This is a genomic window from Bacteroides acidifaciens (assembly GCF_024623065.1).
GTDB classification, from domain to species: domain Bacteria; phylum Bacteroidota; class Bacteroidia; order Bacteroidales; family Bacteroidaceae; genus Bacteroides; species Bacteroides acidifaciens.
Window position 1 is genome coordinate 1 of the sequence record NZ_JANJZR010000081.1, and the last position, 18789, is coordinate 18789.

Annotated in this window: 9 protein-coding genes; 7 read left to right on the forward strand and 2 right to left on the reverse strand. The window is 47.9% G+C overall.

Annotated elements, in window-relative coordinates; genetic code table 11:
* Nucleotides 1-107 precede the first annotated feature (107 nt).
* Both NSB03_RS17125 and NSB03_RS17130 read right to left on the reverse strand, forming a co-directional pair.
* Nucleotides 108-4118: a hybrid sensor histidine kinase/response regulator transcription factor gene (locus NSB03_RS17125; RefSeq protein ID WP_257466526.1), complete on the reverse strand. Its 4011-nt coding sequence runs from the start codon at nucleotides 4116-4118 to the stop codon at nucleotides 108-110.
* 145 nt (nucleotides 4119-4263) lie between these two features.
* On the reverse strand, nucleotides 4264-5697 hold the full coding sequence (locus NSB03_RS17130; protein ID WP_257466527.1) for a sialate O-acetylesterase: 1434 nt from the start codon (nucleotides 5695-5697) through the stop codon (nucleotides 4264-4266).
* A gap of 266 nt (nucleotides 5698-5963) precedes the next feature.
* Between NSB03_RS17130 and NSB03_RS17135 the strand changes: the two genes are divergently transcribed.
* Genes NSB03_RS17135 through NSB03_RS17165 form a run of 7 tightly spaced genes read left to right on the forward strand, consistent with a single transcriptional unit; the run spans nucleotide 5964 to nucleotide 18609 of the window.
* Nucleotides 5964-9236, forward strand: coding sequence for a SusC/RagA family TonB-linked outer membrane protein (locus NSB03_RS17135; protein ID WP_257466528.1), 3273 nt, complete (start codon nucleotides 5964-5966; stop codon nucleotides 9234-9236).
* Between the two features lie 30 nt (nucleotides 9237-9266).
* Nucleotides 9267-11078, forward strand: coding sequence for a RagB/SusD family nutrient uptake outer membrane protein (locus NSB03_RS17140; RefSeq protein WP_024988301.1), 1812 nt, complete (start codon nucleotides 9267-9269; stop codon nucleotides 11076-11078).
* Nucleotides 11079-11098: 20 nt separating this feature from the next.
* Complete coding sequence (locus NSB03_RS17145) at nucleotides 11099-12913, forward strand: heparinase II/III domain-containing protein (protein WP_121766003.1); 1815 nt, start codon at nucleotides 11099-11101, stop codon at nucleotides 12911-12913.
* A gap of 24 nt (nucleotides 12914-12937) precedes the next feature.
* Complete coding sequence (locus NSB03_RS17150; RefSeq protein ID WP_257466529.1) at nucleotides 12938-14869, forward strand: heparinase II/III domain-containing protein; 1932 nt, start codon at nucleotides 12938-12940, stop codon at nucleotides 14867-14869.
* A gap of 15 nt (nucleotides 14870-14884) precedes the next feature.
* A complete protein-coding gene (locus NSB03_RS17155; RefSeq protein ID WP_024988300.1) occupies nucleotides 14885-16063 on the forward strand; it encodes a glycoside hydrolase family 88 protein in 1179 nt (392 codons plus the stop codon).
* A 15-nt stretch (nucleotides 16064-16078) separates the two neighbouring features.
* Nucleotides 16079-16552 (forward strand): hypothetical protein, encoded by a 474-nt coding sequence (locus NSB03_RS17160; protein ID WP_024988299.1) that lies wholly within the window; start codon nucleotides 16079-16081, stop codon nucleotides 16550-16552.
* Between the two features lie 35 nt (nucleotides 16553-16587).
* Complete coding sequence (locus NSB03_RS17165) at nucleotides 16588-18609, forward strand: fimbrillin family protein (RefSeq protein ID WP_024988298.1); 2022 nt, start codon at nucleotides 16588-16590, stop codon at nucleotides 18607-18609.
* The last annotated feature ends 180 nt before the right edge of the window (nucleotides 18610-18789 follow it).

Consider the following 18789-nt stretch of genomic DNA (forward strand, 5'->3'; position numbering starts at 1 on the left):
TGTTGTTGTGAGGAGCATGACGGAGACTATGTGACGAATAAAAACAGGTCGGTAAAGCCTATCTAACATAATCTCAGAAAAATTTAAACAGGCTCTTAAACAGTTTCTTATGGGGATATTGAAGTTGTTCCCTTTTGGGAATGGGTTATGTCACCACCTTTCACATAGTCTTTCGGCAATATCCCGAACTGTTTCTGAAAGCAACGGGCAAAGTACGAAGGATTATTGAATCCTACAATGTAACAGACCTCATTAATCCGGTACTCCCCTTCCCGCAAAAGTTCTCCCGCAGTTTTGAGCCGAATCAACCGGATATAATCATTGGGCGGCATTCCGGTCAGTCCTTTCAATTTGCGTTGTAAGTTGGAACGGCTGATAGCCATTTCTTCCGCCATCTTGTCGATGGTAAATTCTTCATTGGTGAAATTGCGGGTAATGATTTCATTGATTGTGTTCAGCCATTTCACGTCTGTTTTGTTCATTAATGTCTGGTCGTATGACATATTCGGAACGGTTGTAAAGTGGTTGAACAGCATGCGTCGGTTTTCAAGCAAATTATTGATAGTGGCTTTCATGTGGCTTAGCGAGAAAGGCTTTTCTATATAAGCGTCCGCACCATAGTCAAGACCCGCAATTTTCGAATCGATGCTGTCGAGTGCCGAAAGCAGGATAAACGGGATATGGCAAAGCATATTGTTGGAACGGATGGACTTTAATAATTCGAATCCGTCCATGTGAGGCATGACGATGTCGCTGATAATAAGATCTACTGTCGTTGTCTCCAGACATTCCAACGCTTCCTTGCCATTGGCGGCTGTATGGATGGTATAGGTATTTCCCAGATTCTTAGCCAGAAACTCCAGCATATCCGTCGTGTCTTCCACTACCAGAAGAGAGTAACCGGCGGGTTCGCCCTCTTCTTCCAAAGCGGGAACCTTGTCGGGCATGGAAGTAATGGAGGGGCTGACAGAGATGCTTTTCTCCAAATACGGAATTTCCACACATACCTCGCACCCTTCCGTATAGCCGGGATTGATATAAATCTTTCCTTTATGCTTTTCCACCAACAATTTGACGAGACTCAATCCGATGCCTACTCCCGAACCGTTGTTTCCTGTGTTTCCCACTTGATAAAACGGTTCGAAAACCTTGCTGCATTCCTCTTGCGGAATGCCCGGACCGTCGTCACGCACACACAAGGAGAGCGTACGCCCTTCTGCAGACAGATGTTCGTCCAAAATCACCATAATGCGGGTACGGGCATATTTCATGGCATTCGTCAGCAGGTTGCTGATAATTTTAGTCAGCGCCTCCTGGTCTACATTATATTGCAGATGTTCTTTCGGCAGGGAGACACTGAAAGAGATTCCGGTCAGGGAGATGGCACGGAAACGGTCGATGATGTCCTCTATCATCCGGTTGATATCCACTTCATTGAATGAAAGCGTATAACCTTCCTTGTCCACTTTGCGGAAGTCGAGCAATTGTTTGATAAGCTCCATCAGCCGGTTGGTATTCTTTTGTATCACAGACAGGTTGCTTTCCACTTCACTGTTCCATTCATGTGTTTCCAAAATCGCTTCCAGCGGAGCTTTGATAAGACTAACCGGAGTCTTGATTTCATGTGCCACTTGGGTGAAGAATGTAATTTTCGACTGGAACAATTCCTGATTCTTGATTTGTTCCATCTCTTTCATCTTTCTTGCTTTCACAGCCTGCTGTTTATGCAAATAAAGTTGTATCAGAAAATATGCGAGGCCACACGCAATTAGTAAATAGAAAATCTTGGCATAAATGGTCTTCCAGGGTGGAGGAAGAATTTCAATATGCAGGCAACAGTCGTCATTGCTCCAATATTCATCGTTGTTACTGGCTTTCACACGGAAAGTATATTCACCCGGAGGCAGGTTGAGAAAAGATACGTTATGTTTATCCGTATATATCCATTCTTTGTGAATACCGTCCAGTTTGTAGGCATATAAATTCTTGCTGGGAGCCACATAACTAAGACTTTCGAATGTGATGTCGAACGATACCACCTGATAAGGAATCGTTACTTGTCCGCTAAGAGCAGGTACACGCTTGCTAAGGCTTACTTTGTCGTCGGGGCTGTGCATATATACCGCCGAGATAGACGCCGTAGGTCTTACCTTATTAATCGATAATTTGAACGGATAGAAACTATTGAACCCGTTCACTCCACCGAAATAGAATTTCCCGTCACTGGCTTGCAGGGAAGAGCGGAAATTGAACTGGTTGCTTTGTAATCCGTCCTCGATGGTATAGAGCTGTGCCCGTTTGTTCTGCGGCTCATACCGGATCAGTCCCCTGTTGGAAGAAAGCCAGTAGTTACCCGATTGGTCGTCCAGTATGCCATAGATGATATTGTTCGGCAGATTCTCTTTGGTTGAGAAGTTTTCAAAACGGTCTTCCTGATAGTGATAACGGCAGATGCCACCGCCTTCGGTACAGAACCACAGATGTTGTTTGTGATCGATATATACACGGATCACCCAGTTGCTACAAGGAGAATCAGGATTTACTGGGTCGTTGCGATAGTTGTGCAATTTACCGGTTTGGCGGTTGTAACGCCAAATGCCGTCCCTTTTGCTTGCCAGCCACATGTCCCCATGTTGGTCTTCAACCATATCGTAGATAAAGATATGGCTTAAAGGTTCCAATGTCCGGAAAGAGTCACTTTCCGGGTCATACCGACAGAATCCGGAGAGCGTTCCCAGATAAATGCTGCCATCCTTCGTTTGATAGATAGAGTAGATATGGTCGTTAGGAATTGAATGTGGGTTTGCGCGGTTATGGCGATAGTTTTTCATTTTTCCCGTTTGAGTATCCAGGATATATAATCCCCGTGAGAAACTGCCAATCCACAATTTTCCTTCATTGTAGAGCAGTGCATGGATATTATGATAACCGATATTAGGGTTACTGCTTTTCAACAGATGGTTTTTGAACTTCTTCGTGCGGGGATCAAAGAGATTCAGTCCCCCGTCTTCGGTAGCAATCCAGATGTTACCGTCGGGATCTTCGCAGAATTGGCTGATTACATTTCCCGAAAGAGAATTTTCCGTACCATTGGGATAATACCACTCGATATCCTTATGCTTGGGAGACAGGTAACTCACTCCACTGAAATAAGTCCCGATCCAGATTCCCCCTTCCCTATCCTGATAACAGGCATAGATACTTTCTTTATTTTGTCCGTCGTCGGTAGGCAGACATTCTCCTGTCGTGGTGTTGAATGTATAAAGTCCGTCGTCGGAGCCGAGATAGAAAGAGTTGGCCGTCCGTTGAAACAAGGTGCGGATGCGCGGAATGGTAAGCGTGTCTCCTTCTCCGAAGTAATAGCGGAATTGCCCTGTCTCTTTATTGAACCGTGCCAGTCCCCCGTACCATGTACCCGCCCATAATACTCCCTGCGAACTTTCCATCAAAGAGATAATCTCGTTGCAGGCAGGACGTCCGAAAGAAGTGCCCTCGGATATATACCCTGTGAAGTTGTCCGTGCGTTGGTTGTATTTCGCCAGCCCATTCCGGGTACCTATCCAGATAGTCCCGAACGAGTCGTTATAAATCACCCATATGTGATTATCCGGCAATGAATGAGGATCGGAAAGAGAATGCAGATATTGCCTCAACGTACCTTTTTTCTCGTTGTAGACAAACAGCCCGTTGGTTGTTCCGATCCATAACTGCCCGTCATTGTCGTATGCCATTCCGAAGACGCTGTTGACTGACGCCCCGTCTTCCGTCTGTTTATCGAATACGGAGAACTTCTCTTCCCACGAATCGAATAAATACAGCTTCTCCGTACTGGCCACCCAGATCTGATTGTTATCCTGATGGCGGCAGATCGTTACTATATTCATATAGCTGTTTCCGCCGTTTTCTGACGAATGTCCGTAGTTGGTGAACTCGATGCCGTTGAAACGATTCAGCCCGTCCTGCGTTGCAAACCACATATATCCGATGCTATCCTGAAGGATGCTCCGGACACAGTTGCCCGATAACCCCGATCGAACGTCATATTTCTTGTAGATATTGGCGAAGACCAGAGAAACCGATGCCAACAATATACATATGGATAAGATGGATCGTTTCATAATTTCCTTTCTTTGTATCCCCTGTCTGCTGGATATATATGCCCAGCACGGTGGATATATATGCCTAGCATGGTGGATATATATGCCCAGCACGGTGGATATATATGTCCAGCAAGCAGGGTAATTATCCCCTTTGTAGAAGCCTTTATTTCACGTCATCCCACGTATCTGTGCGGAACGGGAAAGCACTCAATCCGAAAGTATTCCGCAGCGTGATATTTCCCACATAATTGCGGAAAGCATAGCGCACGGCAACCGGTTGGGCTACCTCTTCACTCCACACTTCTACTGTGTTGGTACGTCCTACAATCTTTGCTTTCGCCGGATAGAACTTCTTGTCCGCTCCCGCAATCTCAAATCCTTCCAGTTCGGAGAAAGTAGGGAACAACCCCGCAGGTGCATTATCGAATGTCACTATGGCCTTTTTGTCCGCATAGTCTACTTTGGTCATCGTCGGACCGTTGGATGGTAATCGGCGGATACCGTATGTTTTAGTCAATGCAAGCGTAGCCAACCGAAGCCCTACTACATCTTTCTGTGGCGGATGGATGCAAAATTCATCACCAATATCCGTAGTGGGCACCATGCCCGAATTAGGAATTGTTTTCAGTGCTTCCATCTGTGCTTCCCGCAATAAAGCAGCCCCCGTATTGCTGCTGTTTTCATATTTGTAAGGAGCGATCTGCACATAATAGAAAGGCATATCGGGAGCCTCCCATACATTTCTCCATAGCTGCACCATAGCACTCATCATCGGTGCGTAAAATTGGTAATTGGATATATTTGATTCCCCTTGATACCATAGGAAACCGCGTGCCGTGAAGTTCTTAACAGGCCATAACATTGAGTTGTACAAACATTCCAGACGTTGGTGTATATCTCGTTTAGGGCTTTTAGCAGCTTCCATGTCCATCCCCTCGATAGTGCCCAAAGTCGGTTCGTCCATCCATGCTTCGATTCGTGAACCACCCCAACTGTTGATGACCAGCCCTACCGGGAGATGGAGACTTTCAGTCAGTTGGCGGGCAAAGAAATAGGCGGCGGCACTGCAATCAATCGTGGTTTCGGGTGACGATACTTCCCATTTCCTTTTTTCAAAATCCGTGCGACGTTTTGTTTCTTTTGTTCTCGGTACGGTGATGAACCGGACATGGTCACGGTAGTTACCTGCATTCAGCAACGTCTCGAGCGAGTTGTCTATGGGTTGTGCCGTATTTCCCATCATACGCATTTCCATATTCGACTGTCCGGAGCAGATCCACACCTCCCCTATCAGTATATCCGAGAGAGTGACCGGAGTTCCGTCGCTGATAGTAATGGAATAAGGAGTATACCCCCCTTCGGGAGTGTCTACTTTCACCATCCAGGCCCCGTCTTTATCCGTAACTGCCTGATAAGTCCGGTTGTTCCACGAAGTGGTGACGGTTACTTTTTTGCCGTCCGCCCAACCCCATAACTTAACGGAACTGTTCTGTTGGAGTACCATGTGGTCTCCCATCATTGCCGGAAGTTTTACTTTGCCTTGTGCAATCGGCAGGAATAAAAATGATAAAATAAGAAGTAGAAAATGTTTTCTCATACTGTTTTTATTAGATATTCGACGAATAGTGATTGGGTGTCGGGCAAAAATACAACCTATTTTTAAATATAAAATAAAACCAGCTAGTCATTTTCTGATAAAAGCTGGTCGAAATCTTAAAAGCTTGATTTTTCTTTCCATTCTCCGCCGAATTTTCTTAATTAGTGGCATCAATCGCCTAAACAGTATTATTAGATTGGCTAAATATTCCATTTCTTTGCAGGGTGAGTATTTAACAACCTAATTGTTTCATTAAATCTAATAAAATGAAAAAGAAGCATTATCTATTATTTTTATTGGCTTCGCTCTTTTTACTGACAGATGTGGTGTGGGCACAAACATCTGCCACAGTAAGTGGAGTAGTGATCGATGAGAATGGAGAAACCCTTCCGGGTGTTTCCGTCGTCGAAGTAGGTACAACAAACGGTGTCCTGACAGACCTGAACGGACACTACACCTTAAAAACAACTTCTGCCAAACCTTCCGTTTCTTTCAGTTACATTGGTTATCAGACCACCACGCTTCCCCTGAACGGACGTACGAAACTCGATGTACAGATGAAAGTGGAGACGAAAGTACTGGATGAAGTAGTGGTAGTGGGCTACGGTGTACAGAAGAAAGTGAACCTGACCGGTTCCGTGACTTCCATCAACTTTGCCGACCAGACGGAGGGACGTCCCATCATGAGTGTTTCTTCCGCCCTTTCGGGACTCGCCGCCGGTATGAACGTCACACAAGCTTCGGGACAACCCGGTTCGGACGGTGCCACCATCCGCGTCCGCGGTAACGGTACGTTCAATACCAACTCCCCATTAGTCCTGGTGGACGGTATCGAATGGAGCATGGACAATGTGAACCCCAACGACATCGAAAGCATCTCCGTACTGAAAGACGCTGCCTCCACAGCTATTTACGGTACGCGCGCCGCCAACGGAGTCATCCTTATCACTACTAAAAACGGGAAAGGCAAACCGCAAATCTCCTATTCTTATTCGGGAGTCGTGCAGATGCCCTACAACAACCTCTCTTTCGTAAGCGACTATGCCCGTTATATGGGACTGGTGAACGAGGCTTGCGACAATGTGAACACCAAAGGCATCTTCTCGCAGGAAAGCATCGACCGCTGGAGGGCTGCTTCTGCCGATTCGAACGGGTTGAACGAGTACGGAGTGCCCAATTACGTAGCCTATCCCAACACCGATTGGTTCGACGAAGTATTCGACACCGGATATTCGCAAGAGCACAACCTGTCTGTCTCCGGCAGTTCGGAGAAAGTGAAATACATGCTTTCATTGGGCTATCTCGACAATCAGGGAGTGATGAACCGTTGGAACCTCGACTCAAGTACGCAGAAAATCAATTTCCGTACCAACCTGGAAGCCAAGATAGTGAAATGGATGACCGTCGGCACCCGTCTCTACGGGCAAAAGCAAGATTACGGGATGGCTAATATCAGCAACGGATTCAAGTATCTCTATCAGACCACTCCGGGTGTATACCCCGGCGAACCGAACTACTGGGGACGTGCCGCACTGGCCGGTGAAGAATCTTCCAATGCCAATAATATCTTCGGTCAGATGGCAGGAGCCACCGGTTTCAATACCGTCTGGCGTCTCAACGCATCAGTCTACGGAATTATCACTCCCTATAAAGGGCTCAACATTGAAGGTACATTCAACTATTCGCCGACATTCACCGACAAGTCTTCTTATAGCCGCCAAAATGGTTATTGGGACTACGTCACCGACCAGCGTGTCAGCGAAAGCGCGTTGGAGAACGCTTCCATCACCAATACGAGCGCACGCACCTGGCGTCAGAGTGCCGAAATACTGGTACGCTACAATACAACCATCAAGAAAGACCACGAACTGGGCGCACTGCTCGGATATTCCGCACAGGAATATTACAGCAAGAGCTTTGCCGTTTCCCGTAAAGGCGCTACGGACTGGACGCTGAACGAACTAAGCACTTACGAGACGCTCGTCAGCTCTTCCAGTTCGGCACCTGCCAAATGGGGATTGCTTTCTTATTTCGGCCGTGTCAACTACGGATATAAAGGACGTTATCTCTTCGAGGCCAACCTTCGTGCCGATGCCTCCTCCCGTTTCGGTGAGAACCAACGTTGGGGATATTTCCCCTCGTTCTCCGGTGGATGGCGTATTTCGGAAGAATCGTTCATGCAGGGAGCATCGGACTATCTCTCTAACCTGAAACTCCGTGTTTCCTGGGGAAAGACAGGTAACAACTCAACGGGCAACTACGACTGGCAGGCAAACTACGCCACAGGCAATGTCGTAATCGACGGTGAAGGAACCAAAGGACTGGTACGCAAGAAACTAAGCAACGACAAGCTGCACTGGGAAAGTACCGCCACCACCGACATCGGACTTGATTTCGGCTTCTTCAACAACCGCCTGACGGGTGAGATAGACTATTATAATAAGTATACTTCGGACATTCTCTACCATCCCGAACTCTATCTTTCGATGGGTGTCGTAGGCTCTGCTCCCGAGAATCTGGGTGAAGTGCGCAACCGCGGTGTTGAATTTACCCTCAACTGGAACGACCGCATCGGAAAAGATTTCGAATACCGGGTAGGCATGAACTTCTCTTTCAACGCCAACACAGTAATGAAGTTCAAAGGCGAACTCCAGAAATACTGGACGTATGATGCGCAGGGAAACAAAGTGAGCTATGTCAACAACTTCAGTGATGTCTCCGAATCCGGTTTCGGAGGCTACATCTGCGAAGGCCGTCAACTGGGGGAAACCTATATGTATAAGGTGTACAGAGGTTCCGGCGAAGGCTATACCGGAGGTGCGGTAGACATTCATGCGGGACCGAAGGACGGAATGATACGTACGAAAGAAGATATGGTATGGGTGCAGGCCATGATTGACTCCGGTTATTCGTTCGGAGGAATGAAGACGGTTGCCAAAGACCAGCTTTGGTATGGTGATATTCTCTATGCCGACAGCAACGGTGATATGAACTACGGTGATACCAACGACCGGGATTTCTCCGGACACACCAGTGTCCCGAAATTCAATCTGGGTTTCAACTGTGCTTTCTCTTACAAGAACATTGATTTCTCCATGTTATGGTCGGGAGCTTTCGGGCATTACCTCAACTGGAATACGGATTACTACAACTCGACACTGGTCAGCCACGGATATGGCATTATCGAGCATATCGCCGATAACCATTACTTCTTCGATCCATCCAAACCGGACGACCCACGCACCAACCAGTGGGGCAAATATCCCCGCCTGACATACGGTACTACCTATAATAACAGAATCCAGAGCGACTGGAACGAATATAAGGGCGACTACTTCAAGTTGAAGAATATCCAGATCGGCTATACGTTGCCGCAACGAATTTCCAGCAAGTTCTTTGTTGATAAGCTCCGTGCTTTCGTGTCGATGGACAATATCCTGACGATTACCAGTTATCCGGGACTCGATCCGGAAATAGGAACTGCCATCGGTTATCCGTTGATGCGTCAGATCTCTTTTGGCGGACAGATTACCTTTTAATGATGTAGAACTAAAAAAACAGAATCTGATATGAAAAAGATATTAATGATTTTAACGATGGCGCTGGCGGCTACCTCCTGCATGGATATTCTCGATGTGGCTCCGGAAGACCAGATTGCAAGTGAAAACATGTGGACCACGGAAGAGCTTGCCGACAAGGGAATGGCAGGACTCTACTTCCCGTTCTATGCCACCCAACTCTCCTCTACCCAGCTTCGCCGTGCCGACGGACTGAACCGTCAGGGAATCGAAGCTATGAGCTTTGCAACCGATTATTATTCCAACAACTATCCGGTGGAACTGCTTTCGCTGGCCACCAAACCTGCCAATGACTTTCAGGTGTGGTATGAATGGAAGTTCTGTTACACCATCATCCATGCGTGCAACGATGCGATTGCCAATCTGCATAAAGCGGATATGAGCGCTGATAAACTGGCGCGTTACCAATGCGAAGCCCGTTTCCTCCGTGCCTGGGCGTACAATCGTCTGAATATGCTTTATCAGGGTGTCCCTGTTTATCTGGAACCTATCAATAACGAAGACTGTACGCGTGGCCAATCTTCGGTGGATGAGGTATGGCAAGTGATTCTGGATGATTTGACGTATTGCATCAACAATCCCGACTTCCCCAATAACACGCTGAATGAAAACTACGGCCGTCCTTCTAAAGGAGCCGCTTATGCCCTGCGTGGTATGGTATATATGTGGAAGAAGCAATACAAGGAAGCAGGCAACGATTTCAAAGAAGTGGAAACGTGTGGTTATGGCTTGTGGACAGGCGAATATGCCGACTTTTTCAAATATGAAAACGAAAAGGATAAAGAAATGATCTTCTCGCTCCAGTTCAGCGAAGAAACCGGTTATTGTGATAACATTCAGCAAATGACCGGTGCCCGCGATACGTATGATGGCTGGACGGAAATAAAACCTTCCGCAGACTTTGTAGATTACTATAAGAACGCTGACGGATCGGACTTCAAATGGTCGGAAGTAGACGGCCTGCAAGACTGGGACTTGCTGACTCCGAAACAGCGTGAAGTCTTCTTCTGCCGTGACGGACTGGAATCCATGTCCTCACAAAAGAATGCGCTTATCAAACGGGTAGGCGAAGATATCTATCAGAAATATTACCTGAACAGCGGCAATGAAGCCCGCATCAAAAAGGCGTATGACAGTCGTGACCCGCGTCTGCAACAGACTGTAGTCACTCCTTATGTGCCGGTGGACTGCTACAAGCCTAATTACGCAGGAGATGCCAACCAAATCGGTAAACAACTCCGTTGGCCGTTGAAGGAGCAGGGCACGAATGGTGGAGACTTCTGGCTCGATAAACGTACTTCTGCTTTCTACTGCTATCGCAAGTACAATGAGTTTGAGAAAGGCCGTTTGATTAGCCGGATCCGTTGCCATACCGACTGGCCGTTGATTCGTTATACCGATGTACTGTTGCAGTATGCTGAGGCATTGGCGCAGACCGATCAGTTGGGAGAAGCCATCCGCCTGGTGAATAAAGTACGTACCCGCGCCCACATGCCTGCACTGACAGAGGGCGGAAGCGGCCCGTGCGCAGTGAACGGAAAGGAAGACATGCTCGAAAGGATACGTTACGAACGTCGCGTGGAATTCTGTCTGGAAGGAATCAACTTCTTCGATGAAGTACGTTGGGGAACCTACAAAGAAACCAAATTCCAGGGGAAAGACGTGAATGGCGGCAAGTCCTGGTGGGGCGAACTGGTAGAGTATAACTGGTATTACACCGATTACATGTGGCCGTGGACTGCTCCTATCTCTGAAACGCAAAAGAACCCGAACCTGACTAAACGAAGCGGTTGGGCGTATTAATCATAAAGATTTGAATAAGGATGAAAAAAATACTTTTACTATTACTCATTTTTGTATCCGGTTGCGCGGGTGTAGTTGCGCAACAGTTTGATTATGGCAAGATAGCGCCTCATCCCCGGTTGTTATTGCCGACGGGCGGAGAGGAAGCTATCAGGAAAGCCATTGCGGAGTATCCCCCGTTGGCCACTGTTCACCAGCGTATCATGGAACATTGCGACAGGACACTTACGGAACCACCTGTGGAACGTATCAAAGAGGGCAAACGCCTGCTGGCGATTTCGCGCATCGCGCTGAAGCGTATCTACTACCTGTCCTACGCTTACCGTATGACGGGAGAACGGAAATACGCTCTCCGTGCAGAACAGGAGATGCTGGCCGTCAGTCGTTTCACCGACTGGAACCCCACTCATTTCCTGGATGTGGGTGAGATGGTAATGGCACTGGCTATCGGTTATGACTGGCTGTACGATTCTTTGCAGCCCGACACCCGCCGGGTGGTGCGCGAGGCAATCATCGCGAAAGGCTTCGATGCGGCAAAGAACACCCGTCATGCGTGGTTCTATACAGCCAAGAACAACTGGAATTCCGTATGTAATAGTGGATTGGCGTATGGCGCGCTGGCTCTTTTTGAAGAGATTCCGGAAGTGTCGAAAGGCATCATAGAGAAATGCATGGAGACAAATCCGAAAGCGATGGTAGGTTATGGCCCCGACGGAGGTTATCCCGAAGGGTTCGGATATTGGGGGTACGGGACAAGTTTTCAGGTAATGCTCATTGCTGCGCTCGAAAGTGCTTTCGGCACAGACAATGGGCTCTCCCAAGCTCCCGGCTTCATGGAGTCTGCCCGTTTCATGCAGTATATGACGGCTCCGGGCGGAGACTGTTTCTGTTTCTCAGATTCTCCGGTAGAGGCGGAGTGTAATATGATGATGTTCTGGTTTGCAGGCAAGGCGAAAGACCTTTCCCTGTTGTGGATCGAACGTCAGTATCTCGACCGGCCGGATATGCCGTTTGCCGAAGACCGTTTACTGCCCAGCCTGATGGTGTTCTGTTCGCAGCTCGATTTGAGGCATATCGGCAAGCCGGAGAAAAATTTCTGGTTCAGTCGCGGAGATACGCCTGTGTTTATCTACCGTGGCGGATGGGACAGCAAGGAAGATACCTATCTGGGAGTGAAAGGCGGTTCGCCCTCTACCTCTCATGCGCACATGGATGCCGGTTCGTTTATCTTCGAGAGAAACGGGGTGCGTTGGGCGATGGACTTGGGTATGCAGAGTTACATCACGCTCGAAAGTAAGGGAGTAGACCTGTGGAATATGTCGCAGAACGGACAACGCTGGGAAGTATTCCGGCTAAGCAATATCGCTCACAACACCCTGACGATTAACGGCGAACGCCATTTGGTAGAGAGCAATGCTCCGATTACCCGTACTTTCGAGTCGAAGAAACAGAAAGGGGCGGAAGTAGACCTGTCGAGTGTGTTTGCCAACAGCGTGAAGAAAGCCGTCCGCACCGTGATATTGGATCAGAAAGACCATCTGGAAGTAACCGACCGGTTGGAGACGGGGGACAAGGAAGCCGCCGTATCCTGGATAATGGTCACTCCGGCAGAAGCCAAAATTACAGGCAAGAACCGGATGGAATTAACCAAAGACGGACAACGGATGCTGCTGACGGTAGATGCCGACACGGAAGTAGAAATGAAAACCTGGTCGAACGTGCCCCCGCATGAATATGATTTCCGCAATCCGGGAACCATCCGCGTGGGCTTTGAGACGGTGATTCCTGCCAATCGTGCCTCGCAACTGAAAGTACGACTTATTCCTTTGAAGTAGTAATACAAATAAATTCATTGAACCATGAAAACGATTCTTTTTAAAACAATCATCATAGCTTTCTTTGTGGGAACAGCCGTTAGTTGTTCCGATGAAGATGAGAACAGATTCCGTCCGGGGTCTACCCATGAGAAACCGAATCCCACGGAGCCGGAGAGCGGACTGGATTATTCCAAACTGACCGCGGATAATCATCCCCGCTTATTGATGAACGCTGAGGACTTCACTGCGCTGAAAGCCAAAGTAGATGCCAATTCGAGTGCCAATCTGACCTTGCTGCATAATACCATTATGGGTGTATGCAACAGCAAAGGGATGAACGCCACGGCACTGACTTATAAATTGGATGCCAGCAACAAACGTATCCTCGATGTGTCCCGCGACGCGTTACTGCGTATTTTCACCTGTGCTTATGCCTACCGGATGACCGGCGATGCCAAATACCTGACTAAAGCGGAGACGGATATGAACGCTGTCTGCAACTTTCCCGACTGGAACTCGAAACGCCACTTTCTCGATGTAGGCGAAATGGCTACGGCTGTTGCGTTCGGCTACGACTGGCTCTACAACGAACTAAGCGCAGCCACCCGTACGAAAGCGGCCAACGCACTGTTGAAGTTTGCCTTCCAACAGGCGCAGAACAAGAACTGGAACCTCAACTTCTATGAAGCCACCAACAACTGGAACCAGGTTTGTAATGGCGGACTGGTCTGTGCGGCACTGGCTTCTTATGAAAACAATCCTTCCGAAGCAAAGGACATGATTGAAAAGGCACTGGAATCCAACAAACCTGCATTGGAAGTGATGTACTCTCCCGACGGCAACTATCCGGAGGGCAGCGGTTACTGGTGTTACGGCACGCTCTATCAGGTATTGATGCTTGCCGCCCTCAACAGTACGCTTGGCACGGATAACGGGCTTTCCGATACGCCGGGATTCTCCAAGACGGCAGAGTATATGCTGTATATGACAGGCTTGAACAGCAAGTTCTTTAATTATTCCGACTGTGCTCCTTCCTCTACCGCGGCATTGGCTTCGTGGTGGTTTGCCGATAAATACAGTAATCCGTCCTTATTATATAATGAGCTGAGAATGCTGAAGAACGGCGAATACGCTTCCTGTGCCGAAAACCGCCTGTTGCCGATGATTATGGCGTTTGCCAATAATCTGAATCTGGACGCAATCTCCGCTCCTTCCAATAAACTATGGAGTGGAAAAGGGGAAACGCCCGTAGTGATGGTACATACCGACTGGACGTATACCGATACGGATAAATACCTCGGAATCAAAGGTGGAAAGGCCGGTTCGAGCCACGGACACATGGATGCCGGTTCGTTTGTGTACGACGCGTATGGAGTGCGCTGGTCGATGGATTTCGGTCTGCAAAGTTATACAACGCTCGAGTCGAAATTGTCAGCTTTGGGTGGTAATCTTTGGGACATGGGACAGAACTCGATGCGTTGGGATGTATTCCGCCTGAATAACCTGAATCATAGCACGATTTCAATCAACGACGCCCGTCACCGGGTAAAGGGGGTGGCTACACTGACTACGACCATCAATACTGCTACGGAATTGGGAGCCACTTTCGATCTGACAGAAGTAGTGTCCGATCAGGCGGCGTCCGCTACCCGTACCGTGAAAATCGTGAACGATAAAGATTTAGTGGTCATGGATGAGATCAAGGCGAGAACAGATAAATCCGCCAAAGTGCGCTGGTGTATGGTGACGCCTGCCGTTCCGACAGTGGAAAGTAACCGCATCGTACTAACGAACGGAAGCAAAGTGATGTATCTCACAGCCAGCGGAAGCGTGAAGCCTACCTACAAGCAATGGAGTACCACCAGCGAGAACTCTTACGACCAGGCTAATCCGGGCACCTATATGGTCGGCTTTGAAGCAACGGTCACCGCCAACCAGACCGCCACATTTACCACAACCCTGTCCCCTAAATAAAAAAGAATGGAACGTATGAGAATCCTATTAATATCTATACTCGGACTTTTGACATTGGCCTCCTGCACGAAGCAGGAGCCGATGGAGGCATTGATTGACCGTGTATTTACCGTTGCGGAGCAACAATACACGGCTATGGACACCCGCCTGACAGAAAAGACACTTCCCCGCACGCTCTCTGCCGACGGTGAGTTTGTTTCCTCAAATATCTATTGGTGGTGCAGCGGCTTCTATCCCGGTTCCCTCTGGTATATCTACGAATATACCCGGAAGGACGCAGTGAAAATACTGGCCGAGAAGAACACGCTGAAACTCGACTCTATACAATACGTGACCAAGGACCACGATGTCGGTTTCCAGTTGAATTGCAGCTACGGGAATGCTTTCCGCCTGACAGGTAATGAGGCTTATAAACAAGTGCTCTATCAGGGAGCCAAGTCCTTGTCAACCCGCTTCAATCCTGCTGCCGGTGTAATCCGTAGCTGGGACTTTGTGCGCAAAGGCTGCGACTGGAAGTTCCCGGTGATTATTGACAATATGATGAACCTTGAACTGCTGTTGTCCATGTCGAAAGCCTATGCCGACGACTCTTTGCAGAACATTGCCTGTACGCATGCCAATACCACTATCCAGCATCACTTCCGGGATGATTATTCCACGTATCATCTGGTGGATTATGACCCTGAGACGGGTGCAGTGCGCGGCAAGCAAACGGTGCAGGGCTTTTCGGACGATTCCTCCTGGAGCCGCGGACAGGCATGGGCCTTGTATAGCTATACGATGATGTTCCGCTTGACGGGGTATCAGAACTATCTGTTGCAAGCCGGGCATATCGCCGATATGCTGCTCCGCCGTTTGCCTGCCGACGGTATTCCTTACTGGGATTTCGACGCTCCGGTAGAAGAACAGACCTATCGGGATGCTTCCGCAGCGGCTATCATGGCCTCCGCCTTTATCGAGCTAAGCCGTTATATCCCCGGTGCGGAAGCCAAGGAATCTTATCTTGCCATGGCAGAAAAGCAACTCCGTACGCTTGCCTCGAAAGAGTATCTGGCAGAACCGGGTACGAACGAATGTTTCATCCTGAAGCACAGCGTGGGTGCACTTCCTGATAAAAGCGAAGTGGATGTCCCCCTGACGTATGCCGATTATTACTTTTTAGAAGCATTGCTGCGGTATAAGAATCTACAATAATAAAAATAATACAATATGATTATGAAGAACTTACATGTACATATGGCATTTATCTTCGTTCTACTGCTGATAACTGCCTCCTGTTCGGACAAGGATGATTCGGCTCCGCGTGTCATTCCCACCATGAACCTGACAGTTTCGGAGATTGCGGACAATACGGCTCTGATTACTTCCGAGCAGCAAACAGGAACTACGTTCGGAGCGAAAGTCATTGATTTCTATCCGGTGGCGGACATCGGCTTTGACTATAACATTGAAGTGAAGCTGGTGAAATTCGTAGAAGAGAACGGAGTGCCTGTATCTCTGCCCTATACGCGCAAAATCACCGAAGAATTGCGTCCGGGAGTAAATTACATCAGTGCGATTATCGCCTATAATGCCGAAGGGCGTGCCGTGTGTTCCGCTTTCCAGACCTGGAAGGCATCGGGAACGGAAGGAATGTGGAGTGATGACAACTCTGCCGGTGAGCTGGAAGAGAATGAGTGGTAACAAGAAATAGTGTAACTTCAAAAGAATACATGAATATGAAAAATATATTATTAACAGTCTGCGTAGCAGCTCTGGCAATGACGGGCTGTACGCAAGAGGATATCTTTTCGTCTGACGGGAATAAAGAACTGCTCGAAAAGTCGCAATTCACGTTGATAGGGCTTACTTCTGCCCGGACACGGACTTCTATTGGTGATAAGACGGGAGATATTTATCCGGTACTTTGGAGTGACGGGGATGCTCTCGGACTTTTCTCCCGCACCGAAGGGGCGGATATAGATAATGTGGAGGCTTTATTGAGCGATGAATCTGTCGGACAGAACTCCGGTGTTTTTACAGCGGAAGGTGTAAATCCGGCGAAAGAGGGAGAAACGAAAATTCTTGTCTATTATCCTTATAAGGCAAGTACGAAACTGGCAGACGAGGGTAATAAGCTTACTGCTTCTCTCGCCACTGAACAGGAGCAGATCAAGCCTGGGGATAGTCACCATATCGGTAAATATGGTTTTGCCTATGCAACAACGACAGTGAGCAGTACGAGTAAATCTGCACAGTTTTCTCTGAGGCATCCGATGGCGTATGTGAAATTCTGCATTTCTTCACAGGAGCTTTCTACTTATAAACTGAAAAGTGTGTCTTTATATGATAAGGATACCCGGACACCTCTTTCCGGTACGTTTACTGCCAATCTGGATACGGACGAACTGGCTTTCGGTTCGGAAAACAAACCGTATGCGACTGTTTCTTTAGCCGTTCCCGAACTACTTGCCACTACTCAGGAGGTCTATCTGACCACGTATCCGGCAGAATTGAAAGATAAGCAAGTCTACATCGTTGTCACTTTGGAAGGTGATAATCAGACGACAGTTACCATCCCTATCTTGAAAGAAGGAAAATCGTTGCAGGCAAATGCTGTCAATGTCATTGCCATCCACGACTTGAAACTTTCGGATAACTCATGTGAATGGTATGAACCTGTGGAGACGCGTTTGCTGGCCGGTGGATGGGCATATGGTGAATCAAACTGTATAATGACCACTATTTCTCCTTCCGGCGTGAACAATACGATTAGTGTAAAGGCGCGTGGTAACTTTATGGAAGTGGAAGAGCCGAAATATGCCGGAACTATTTTCAATTGCGATTTGAACAACGGCCATAAGATGGTAGGTGTCAACGGCTCTACAACGGATATTTCTCCGATAAGCAGTGAGTATAGTATTACAGTCAATTCTTATAAGGTTTCGAATGGCTATAATGGTGGTTGCGGTCAGGTAGCGATTTACGGAGAAGACCGCTCGACCGTTCTATGGAGCTTTATCGTATGGATGACGCCTGTTCCGGCAGAACATGTTTACGGGAATACCGGTTATATTGTTCAGGACCGTAATTTGGGGACATATACGATAGAAGATAACTGGAAGACGAATGGAGTTTATTTCCAATGGGGACGTCCTACGCCGTTCGGTTGGGGGGCAAATGGGTATTACTCAATGCCCACCGAGGCTACGGATGTCCGTTTCTCCATAGAACATCCCCGTAAGTTGCTTTATACTGCGACAGTGGATAATACGAAGTCCGACTGGTATTTGGGAGCGTGGACAGGTGCGCGTACTGACCGTAAGGATGATTTTTGGGGAAACCCGAACGAATCGAATACTTTTAATAACCCGTCTGACGGTCATAAGTCTATCTATGACCCTTGTCCGAAAGGTTACCGTGTGGTATCTCCGGGAGTATTGGCAGAGGTGGAAAAGAGTGGTGAGTATGTGAAACAAGCGAGTATCGGAGTGATAAGATACTGTTATGACGGTACGAACTATGCTTATTGGCCGTTAGCTGGTGCTCGCTGGGGGTCTAATCCGTCAGACCGTACTACGAATAATTCTACAACTGCCGCTTGTTATTGGTCGAACTCACCTGCCACTAATTACGGAAATGATAAAGACCAGGGTGGCAGTGCGATATATTATAAATCGGCTGATAAGACATGGACTCATTCCGCGGGGCGTTCCCATGCTTTTTCCGTACGTTGTATGAAAGATACGGAGAACCGTTAGTTTTTTTTCTACCGGAACGGAATTATAAATAGAATTCCCGCTATATGAAAGCTTTTTGTTTTGAGAAGTGCATAAGAGCCTTTCATATAGCGGGGATTTTTTTTGGGGGAGACTGTCCGAGAACTCCTCTTTAAACAGAGGTTTGTCGTTGTCCCTCCGCAATAGCCCCTGTTTGTAGCA